This window comes from Clostridium sp. UBA4395 (genome assembly GCF_002390995.1).
Lineage (GTDB): Bacteria > Bacillota > Clostridia > Clostridiales > Clostridiaceae > Clostridium_J > Clostridium_J sulfidigenes.
This window is the reverse complement of the sequence record NZ_DGRF01000029.1, coordinates 19672-29722: the sequence shown is the minus strand read 5'-3', so window position 1 is coordinate 29722 and position 10051 is coordinate 19672. Positions and strand designations below refer to the sequence as shown.

The 10051-nt window shown below is 27.8% G+C and carries 8 protein-coding genes; 2 read left to right on the top strand and 6 right to left on the bottom strand.

Translation table 11 applies throughout. The annotated features are described in order from the left end of the window. Positions 1 to 433: 433 nt before the first annotated feature. The 3 genes from B2694_RS04185 to pckA all read right to left on the bottom strand — a co-directional run bounded on the left by B2694_RS04185 (position 434) and on the right by pckA (position 4475). The gene (locus B2694_RS04185) at positions 434 to 1213 is read right to left on the bottom strand and encodes a serine hydrolase (protein WP_346884706.1); all 780 of its coding nucleotides are present in this window, start codon (positions 1211 to 1213) and stop codon (positions 434 to 436) included. Positions 1214 to 1627: 414 nt separating this feature from the next. Further along, positions 1628 to 2725 carry a hypothetical protein gene (locus tag B2694_RS04180; protein ID WP_346884705.1) on the bottom strand — a complete coding sequence of 366 codons (1098 nt, stop codon included), beginning with the start codon at positions 2723 to 2725 and terminating at the stop codon, positions 1628 to 1630. A 175-nt stretch (positions 2726 to 2900) separates the two neighbouring features. After that, positions 2901 to 4475, bottom strand: coding sequence for a phosphoenolpyruvate carboxykinase (ATP) (pckA, locus tag B2694_RS04175; protein ID WP_346884704.1), 1575 nt, complete (start codon positions 4473 to 4475; stop codon positions 2901 to 2903). A 386-nt stretch (positions 4476 to 4861) separates the two neighbouring features. Here pckA and B2694_RS04170 point away from each other — a divergent pair, with 386 nt between their 5' ends. Beyond that, positions 4862 to 6211, top strand: coding sequence for a Mur ligase family protein (locus tag B2694_RS04170; protein WP_346884707.1), 1350 nt, complete (start codon positions 4862 to 4864; stop codon positions 6209 to 6211). 15 nt (positions 6212 to 6226) lie between these two features. Beyond that, entirely contained in the window at positions 6227 to 6949 is a 723-nt protein-coding gene (locus B2694_RS04165) for a type 1 glutamine amidotransferase (RefSeq protein WP_346849212.1), read from the top strand. An 81-nt stretch (positions 6950 to 7030) separates the two neighbouring features. On the opposite strand, the gene B2694_RS04160 is transcribed toward B2694_RS04165, so the two are convergent. The 3 genes from B2694_RS04160 to B2694_RS04150 form a co-directional block, all read right to left on the bottom strand. Then, entirely contained in the window at positions 7031 to 8290 is a 1260-nt protein-coding gene (locus tag B2694_RS04160) for an XRE family transcriptional regulator (RefSeq protein ID WP_346884703.1), read from the bottom strand. Between the two features lie 15 nt (positions 8291 to 8305). Beyond that, positions 8306 to 9619 (bottom strand): helix-turn-helix domain-containing protein, encoded by a 1314-nt coding sequence (locus B2694_RS04155; protein ID WP_346884702.1) that lies wholly within the window; start codon positions 9617 to 9619, stop codon positions 8306 to 8308. 199 nt (positions 9620 to 9818) lie between these two features. Further along, positions 9819 to 9989 carry a hypothetical protein gene (locus B2694_RS04150; protein WP_346884701.1) on the bottom strand — a complete coding sequence of 57 codons (171 nt, stop codon included), beginning with the start codon at positions 9987 to 9989 and terminating at the stop codon, positions 9819 to 9821. Positions 9990 to 10051: the final 62 nt, after the last annotated feature.

The following is a 10051-nucleotide window of genomic DNA, read 5'->3' as shown; positions in this document are numbered from 1 at the left end:
AAAGACCATTTGGTTTTCATTACCATCGATTACTTCCGACGACTCTTACTATTCTACTAGATAATCTCTTATCTGTCAACATTTTTTAAGAAGTTTTCCTCTTAATTTCTTGTTGTTTTCTGCCGCATCTCTCAGCGACAAGACTTATCTTATCATGATATGATAGCTTGTTTTTTTATAATAACCGCATTATGTTAAAAGAAATACATATTTCTTTTATTTCCTTATAATAGCTATATAATTCTATTACTGATACACCAGGCAATATTGTTACCAGCGATTTCAGTGTTCCTTGATTTCTAATGATTATAAGTTTAAATATCAAACTAAACTTTGCCTTTTTCTTTAAAATTACATTGCAAAATTTTAATAATTTAATATCAAGTTGAAGAGCGTGGACAAAATCCACGCTCTTCAACTTAGAGATATTATATTAATTCCAATCTTTATCAATAATATCAAACATCATTTTCCCAACTCTTGCTAAAGAACTAACTCCATAAACATTAGATGGTAAATTTCTTGACATAACAACAAATACAAAATCACCTTTTTCTAAATTTAATAACACAATATCATTTTCTATTCCTTCTAAACTTCCTGCTTTATGTGCCGTTTTAACCTTAAAACCTTTAGGCCAATAAAATGATATCCCTGTGGTTAATTGATTCCTCCTAATAACTTCTAAAATAAATTTACTATGTTCTCCATTTAACACTTTCCCTTTGCTTAATAGTGCTAAACCTTTACATAGATCATAGCTTGTAGTTATATTTTCATTATCAAAGTCTTCTTTTTCACCTGATGGATATTTTTTTATAAATGTAGATGTTAACCCCATATCATGAATGATACTGTTTATCCTATCTTTGCCTATAGTGTTTATAAGTTTACACGCTGCTGTATTATCACTTTGAATAAGCATTGCAACTATTAACTCTTTAATACTATATTGTCTACCTTCTAATTCATGTATAATACCAAAAGATCCCGAAACCTTATCATCATTTGTTATTGTTACTAATTGATCTAAAAATATATTAGTAGATTCCACTTCTTTCATTACTGCCATAGCAATAGGAAGTTTAATACAACCAGCAGCTACCATTTTAAGATCTTCATTAAACCCATAAGTATAATCGCTTTTTAAATCTGCAAAATAAAAACTATATTCCCCTTCTCTTGTCTCTAAATAACGTTTGATTTCTTTCATACATACCCTCCACATGCCAAATGGTAATATCAATTTATAACTAGCTATATTATAATTTTCTTTATATATTATGTCAAATTTCTGACTATTGTAAAAAATCAATAAAGTGATATACTTTTTAGATTATATCACTTTATTATTCATACCAAATGAGTTAATATACAGTACTTTTATGGTGTAGTATCCTAATTGTAATATATAAATGCTTATTACGCATTTATATAATCCCTATATTATTCATTTAAACGTCTTATATTTACAAATACTTAACTTATTTATTTTATTTTTATATTATATATAAGTTAAGTAACTATTACCTCAAAATTGTAAAAATCAACAATTATATTCCTGCACACAAAGCTTGCGGAAAGGTAATGTAATCCACGTCCCTAGTTTTCTCTTTTCCCCTTTCTTCTATTTCTTTATAACCACCTGTCGTAAGGGATTAGTACCGTCTAATGAAATTTCTATAGTTGTAACACCTTTTTCTATAGATAAATTATAATAGGTGTCAACCTTAATAAAATCTCCATTATTTACTCTAACATAAAACTCCTCAACCATTAAACTATTCATAAATGCTCCTAAGGTAAATTTTATATAGTTATCATCATCTTCCTTTACATTAGTTTTTGCAAATATAATAGTAGGAATTTTATCTAACTCATTGTTCACTTTTTCTTCATAAGGATTAATGTTAAATAAAGATTCATTATCTACAAATATAGTTGGTGGAATATAACCTTTAGAAGTTTCTAATTGAGCATCCATAACATCTTTTACATATGTTATGTATGAGTTTATTATAGATCCCTCATATTTACTGTTATCAATTCTTATACTGTAAGTACCTAGATGGTTATTTAATAGTTTTATAGACTTTTTATCTAAAACTCCATCTTCACTACTGCTAACCTTAAGCTGCGATAAATCTTTCTTTAGAACCTCAATGGCACTTAAAGGTTCATCCCCCTCTTTAAAATATCCACCTGTAACCACATCAAACATTATCCACTTATTAAAATTAGAATCCCATACTTCTAATACAGAGTAGTTTCCATTTAATCTATATTCTCCAACTCTAACCTTTATACCTATTGAAGATAACAATTCTTGAAGCACTGTATTATAATCCTTTTGTGAAACCTTTTTACCCGACATTAGAATTTTTAAAAGCTCTTCTCCATCTTTGTTAGTATCCATATCTGAAAGGGTTATTTCCCCTTTTTCATCTAACCATTTGTTTATATCTACACATTTCATAATTTCACTAGTATTTTTTCTAACTAAAGTCTCTACTTTATATTTACTTTTTAGGGTAGCTATTTCCGCTACAGTACTATCAATGTAATAAAACTTTATATTATCTCCTGAATATAAATTATCCCATTTTTCTACTTTAGCAGTATAATCATGTTCTTTGTCTCTTTGACTAAACATCCAAAATCCTACAACACTTAATATTATAACTAAAACACCTAATCCTATATTTTTTCTTTTTCTAGCTTTCAACCCATTACTCCCCTTTACATCTGCATATTGTTATATTTATATTCTATTATAAACTTTTTTCCAATAAAATAAAAGTTTTCTATACTTCATGACAAATTTTCGTTCTTTAAATTATTCTATCTCTATATAAAGAAAAGAAACTCATTTTAATCTGAGTTTCTCTTCTTTATAATCACTATTTATTACATCCAGGTGCCGCCTTCAATATATCTTCACTTACGCTATCAAATTTTTTAAAGTTTTCACGGAATTGTTTAACAAGCTCGTACACTTTCTTATCATACTCTTTTTTATCTTCCCAAGTATTTTTAGGTTTTAATATTTCAGAAGGTACATTTGGAACCTCTTTAGGTATAAGAACATTAAAGTTTTCATCCTTTTCGAATTCAGCATTTCTTAAATTGCCTTCTATAGCAGCCTTAACCATAGCTCTAGTATAAGATAAATTCATTCTTTTACCTACACCATATTCTCCACCAGACCATCCAGTGTTAACAAGATATACTTCTGTATTATTTTTTATAATTCTTTCTCCTAATAGTTTAGCATATACTTCTGGTTTCATAAGCATAAAAGGTTCACCAAAACAAGCAGAGAATGTAGCTTTTGGTTTAGTTATTCCTCTTTCTGTACCAGCTAGCTTACTAGTATATCCAGACATAAAGTGATACATAGCAGCTTCTTTAGATAATTTAGATATTGGTGGTATTACACCAAAAGCATCTGCAGTTAAGAATACTACTGTATTAGGATTCCCACCAACTCCACTTATTTCAACGTTTTCGATAAAATCTATAGGATATGCTCCTCTTGTATTTTCAGTTAAAGAATCATCATCAAACATTGGTCTATTATTCTCATCTAAAACTACATTTTCTAGTAATGCTCCAAATTTTAAAGCGTTATAAATTTCTTTTTCCTTTTCTTTATCTAACTTGATAGTTTTTGCATAGCAACCACCCTCAAAGTTAAATACTCCTTCATTACACCAGCCATGTTCATCATCACCAATCAGTTTTCTATCAGGATCTGCAGATAAAGTCGTCTTTCCAGTTCCAGAAAGTCCAAAGAATACAGCAGTATCACCATCTTCTCCAATATTAGCTGAACAGTGCATAGGAAATACACCCTTTTTAGGTAATAAAAAGTTCATTATAGAGAATATTGACTTCTTAATCTCTCCAGAATATTGACTTCCACCTATTAAAACAATCTTCTTTTCAAAATTAATTATTATAAAGGCTTCAGAGTTTACTCCATCCTCTTTTCCTTTAGCTTTAAAACCTGGCGCTACAATTACATTAAACTCAGGTATAAAACTTTCTAATTGCTCTTTTTCATATCTTCTAAATAATTGATTAGACATTAGAGCTTGTGATGCCAATTCATTGACAACTCTTATATTCATGCTATACTCTTTCATCGCTCCAACATAACCATCAAATACATATAAATTCTTAGCGGATAAATAATCTATAACTTGTGAATATAAATTATTGAAAATTTCTTCTTCTATAGGTAAGTTAACCTCTCCCCAATTAATTAAATCATTTACACTTTCTTTTCTTACGATAAATCTATCTTTAGGAGATCTCCCTGTATATTTTCCTGTTTTCACAACAAAAGCCCCACTATTAGCAAGAATTCCTTCTTCATTTTTAATAGCATGAGAAACTAACTCAGCATAGCTTAAATTTCTATAAATTTCCTTATTAGTATTAATTTTTAAATTATTTAAGTTAAAATCCATTTTACTACCCCCAAATATCTTCTAGGAATTAATGTAACACATTTTTTAATTTCCTAATATTATAATACTACTTTTCTATAAAAATGCAACAAATATTTTATTTTTCTTTATGAAATCATATTTTATTCAGATTTATTGCAAGTCTAACTTCATTATACTGCATTTAAAATATTATAACGAGATATAGTACATCACTTTTATCGGATTTTGCTAACTTTTAATATTTTTTTAAATCTAAATTAATATTTAAAATCATCCTTTCATTTTTATTTTTCAATGATGTCATTAATGTAGATATATGTTATAATATAAAATTGATATACTTGTAAATACTTAAATTAATTTATTAAAATAACTCTGAGAAATATTTAAAGGATGTGTGAAAAATTAAGATAAATTCATTTATAGCTATAGTCACTTCAAAAATCATATTAAAATTAAGTACCAAATTATTTAAAGGAGGTTCAAACTTTCCTGGTAAGGTCGCTTTAGCCTTAGACAGAGGTATATTATCAACAGTTGCTAAAGGTTATAAGGTAATTTTAATTACAGGTACTAACGGTAAAACTACAACCACTAGCATGATTTATAATATTCTTAATAAAGCCGGTAAAAATGCTATAACTAATAATACTGGTGCTAATATGAATACTGGAATAGTTGCATCTTTCATTTCTAATTTCAAATTTTCTAATAAGAATAAAGATATGTACGCGGTTATCGAAGTAGATGAAGCTTACCTTAAATTCATAACAAAATATATAAAACCTGAAATAATTACTGTAACTAATCTATTTAGAGATCAGTTAGATAGATATGGAGAAGTACATACTACTTATAATAAAATTTTAGAAGGAATACATAAATCTCCTCAATCTCTACTTGTTCTAAATGGTGATGAGTCTCTACTAGGTAAAATTGATACAAATAACCCTGTAGTTTATTATGGCTTTAATGTTCCTATTAAAGAAAATACAGTTTTAAATATAAATGCAGACAGCAAGTTCTGTAAATTCTGTAAGACTCCTTATAGTTACGAATTTATTACTTATAACCATCTAGGAAAATACCTTTGTGCAAATTGCGGTTATGAAAGACCTGAACTTAAATATCACATTGATGAAATAACAGCTTTAACTACCGAAGGCTCAGAGGTTGTTGTTAATGGAGAAAATTACTTTATAAATCAATCTGGAGAATATAACATATATAATGCTATTTGTGCATTATCTGTAACACTAGAATTAGGTATAGAATCAACTTCAATTAAAGCATCTTTACAAAATCAAAAGAGCACTTTTGGAAGGCAAGAGAGTCTAAATATAAATGGAAAAGAAGTAAAAATAATTCTTGTGAAAAATCCTGCTGGTTATAATCAAGCTATAAACACTTTGCTTCTTAATAATAAACCTATAAATTTAGCATTGATGTTAAATGATAATTATGCCGATGGTACAGATGTTTCATGGATATGGGATGTAGATTTTGAAAATTTAAATTCACTAGAAATAAATGATATTATAATCTCTGGTATACGTCTTTATGATATGGCTGTAAGACTAAAGATTGCTAATCTTAAAGAAGAAAACTTTAAAATCTGCGAATCCGATGATGAGCTTATAAATAATATAATAAGTGCTGAAGCAGAAACCACATATGTACTTGTTACATATACTGCTATGTTACATCTTAGAAAGTTATTGCACAGTAAAGGCTATATAAATAAAATTTGGTAAGGTTAAGGTGAGTTTATGGAAATTAATATATGTCATTTATATCCTGATTTATTGAATGTTTATGGTGATATTGGAAATATTCTAATTCTTAAACATAGGGCTGAGAAAAGAGGAATAAATGTTATAATAAGAAACGTATCAATAGGTGATGCATTTAACCCTGAAGATTTTGATATAGTGTTCTTCGGAGGTGGTCAAGATTATGAACAGTCCATAGTTTCTAAAGACTTAGTAGAAACTAAGAAACAAGGGATTACCGATTATATAGAATCTGGAAAAGTATTTATATGCATATGTGGAGGATATCAACTTTTAGGAAAAACCTATGAAACTTCTACAGGTGAGATTTTAGAAGGATTGGGTATATTAGATATTTATACCAAAGCTTCTAATGAAAGATTAATAGGCAATTCAATTATATATAATGAATTCTTTAATGAAACCTACGTAGGATTTGAAAATCATTCAGGTAAAACTTACATTGGTGATTTAAAACCTCTTGGTATAGTGAAATACGGATTCGGTAACAATGGTGAAGATAAAAAAGAAGGTTGTGTTTATAAAAATACTTTCTGCACTTATTTTCATGGAAGCCTACTATCTAAAAACCCCGAGCTTACAGATAGACTTTTATCTTTAGCCATAAAAAATAAGTATGATGAAGTTGAACTTTCCCCTCTAAATGATTCCTTCGAAATTAAAGCTAAAGATCATATTATAAAAAGATTTATAAAATAAAAATAGGTTGTTGCAAAGTGATTAAAAATCATTTTGCAACAACCTATTTTCATATTAAATCCTGATAAATAAAATTACTAACTAATAAAAACTTTTATCCATCTTAAAGGCCAAACTAAAATATTTTATTGAATCATTAACATTTCCCATATCATGATACATGGTACCTATCTTCATATACCTTTTACATATTTCACTCTTAGTTCCATATTTCATCAGAGCATCTAAAGAAAGCATCATATAAGTTTCAGCCATTATATAGTTCTTCTTCCTTTCGAATATCATAGCTTTATAGTAATATGCTTTTTCCATTATTGGAACAAGCTCTAGTTCAATAGATAAATCTAGCACTTCTTCTATATAGTTTAACACTAAATCGTAATAACCATACTCTATCAAACTTTTAACCCCATCAATTAAAAATTCACACAACTGTTCTTTATCACTTCTTGGATATTCACTCAATGCTCTTTCTACATAGACTAAAGCCTCGTCTTTAATTCCATTTTCAAACATAGCTTTTGCAAGATCATAATATGCTCTTGCTTTTTTATCTAGCAAGTTATCATATCTTTTTAAAGCTTGCTCTTCATAGTATTTAACTTCATCGCCACCTAAATAAATTTCTATAATAGCTAGCACTTTATATATTTCTGCATTTACATGCTCATTTTTATTAAATGAAAGTATTTCCTTTAAATCTTCACTAACTTTTTTTGCTTTAATTATATTATTACACATTATATAGATTACTACCTGATTATAAGTTGCCTTTATATATTCTACTGAGTCTTTTTTATCTAATTCAATAAGTTTCTTCCTTACTGTTGATATATAACTACCCGCTTGAGAACATTCACCATTAGTATATAAATATTTTGCTATATACATATAATAATTAATATGTAAAATTTCATCTTTAGATTTTTGACAAGAATTATAATATCTAGGTATGGTAGTGCTTAATTCCGCTGACATACCGTGATTCAAATAGTATTCAAATAGTATTTGAAATAGTTTACAACTCAAATCATAATAGTGATACTTTTCTGCATAATCTACATTGTATAGTACATCTTCTAAAGAAATTAATGGCGTCATAGAATTAAACTTTTCAATATTTGCTTCTATCTGTTCTCTTACACCATGTTTTAAATACTCCATATCTAATCCAAGCTTGTCTACAATAATTTCTAGAATCCAATCTTCTGGATCAACCTTATTGTTTTCTATACAACTCATTTTAGAAACGGAAATTTTATCTTCACATATATCTTTTAAAGTTAGACCTTTATATATTCTGGTCCTCTTTATTTTTTCTCCAGCCGATAATATTTCCATAGTTATCCCCCATTTTTAAAAATCCGTTAAGCATTTTGTTTCTTCAAGAATCCTAACCCCTTCATCTAAATATTTTCTAGCTTCTTCTTCTCTTCCTAAGTCCATGTAGAATTTTCCTAAGGTAATAGCAATCTCAGCACTTTCCTTATGATAATTCATTTTTTCTGTATAGTTTAAAGCATCTATTAAAGTTCTTTCTGCTTCTTCATACTTCTTCTCTAGTAACTCAATTTTATATTTAAGAATATGGTACTTATACATTAAAGTACAATCTGTTACACTTAAATTTTGCATATTAGATACTATCTGTTCTAGTACCTTTTTTGCATTTATTTCATCTTTTAACTTTATATAGTTATTACAAATCAACATTAAAGTATTAACAGTAGATTCCTCAGAAAGCCTTTCTTTAATAGCTTTAGCATCTAAAAGATATTCAAAGGACCTATCTACATATCCATATTCTGAAAACATTTCTCCTAGCCCTGACATTAAATCTGTAATTAAAATACTTTGTTGCCTAGTTCTAAAGAGACTCAAACTTTTTTCAGTGTATGCAATAGCCTGGTTTAAGTTACCCTCTTTAAACCTTACTTGTCCAATCTTCATAAATGATTCTCCATAGTTTCTCGAATCCTTTAGTTTTAAAAGTTTTTCTTCAGCATATTTCATATACTCTATTGCTTCTTTATCAATTCCCATTTTATTAAGAGTTTTGCTTATGTAATAATAAACCTTACCCATAGCAACTTCATTATATACATCACTTTCTTCAAACACCTTCTCTGCTTGTTGAAAATAGCTATATGCAGAATGATATGCATCAAGTCCAAGAGTAATTTTGCCTAGAAGCATAAATACTTTAATAATTTCGTCACTACAATTATATTTAATATATATATTATTAGCTGAAAGTAGTAACTCCTGAGCTTCATCATATTCTTTTTTCTTTTCATGTATTAAGGCTTTTAAATATAAATTGGTTGCCATATTTAATTGAAGATCATATTTTTCAATATATAAAAATGAATCTTCTAATGCATTCCAAGCTATCTCCAAATTATTGTTTAATATATTAGATTCCGCAATATTTTGATAGTATCTACAAATCTTACCTGCTTGCGTTTCTTCAGTCTCCATAAGATGTTCTACTGAAACCTTTAATGCACCTGCTAAATATTCTAACAAGTCCATGCTAGGATTAGATTTACCTGATTCAATTAAACTTATTTGACCAGCAGTTATTCTATCTCCAGCCAGATTTTTTAGAGTTAAATCAAGCTCCTTTCTCCTTTTTTTTATTTTTTCTCCTAAAGATAAAATTTCCATAAATTCATCCTCTTCTCTTAGCAAATGCTTCCTAATTACTTCAGATAATTATACCCTTATATTGTATCATAAACAAACAAAATACACAAAAATAAATGTCTTAAATTTTTATTAAATGTGAGTTAATTTAATAAGTTTTATTGTATTAAATTAAATTTTATTGAAAATAAAGATAGCTAGAGCAGAAAATCTGCTCTAGCTATCTTAAAGGAACCATTGCTTTATTAAACATATCTTCAGCTCTATGTTGAAACTTCTTAGCCTTTTTCCTTAATTTTCTTTTAGTTCTTCCATTCATTGAAGGCATTACGTAATTAACAGCTAAGGCTAAACTTGCTATCAACACCATAATCTTTAATAACATTTTCATAAAATACACATCCCTTCTCATTCTATACTTATCCACCTAAAATTCCATAGAATTTTCCATAT

What these genes read in the sequence shown, in the direction of transcription:
- B2694_RS04185 (WP_346884706.1), bottom strand. Translation starts at nt 1,213, where the DNA reads ATGAAAGAAATCAAACGTTATTTAGAGACAAGAGAAGGGGAATATAGT.
- B2694_RS04155 (WP_346884702.1), bottom strand. Translation starts at nt 9,619, where the DNA reads ATGGAAATTTTATCTTTAGGAGAAAAAATAAAAAAAAGGAGAAAGGAG.
- B2694_RS04160 (WP_346884703.1), bottom strand. Translation starts at nt 8,290, where the DNA reads ATGGAAATATTATCGGCTGGAGAAAAAATAAAGAGGACCAGAATATAT.
- B2694_RS04165 (WP_346849212.1), top strand. Translation starts at nt 6,227, where the DNA reads ATGGAAATTAATATATGTCATTTATATCCTGATTTATTGAATGTTTAT.
- pckA (WP_346884704.1), bottom strand. Translation starts at nt 4,475, where the DNA reads ATGGATTTTAACTTAAATAATTTAAAAATTAATACTAATAAGGAAATT.
- B2694_RS04150 (WP_346884701.1), bottom strand. Translation starts at nt 9,989, where the DNA reads ATGAAAATGTTATTAAAGATTATGGTGTTGATAGCAAGTTTAGCCTTA.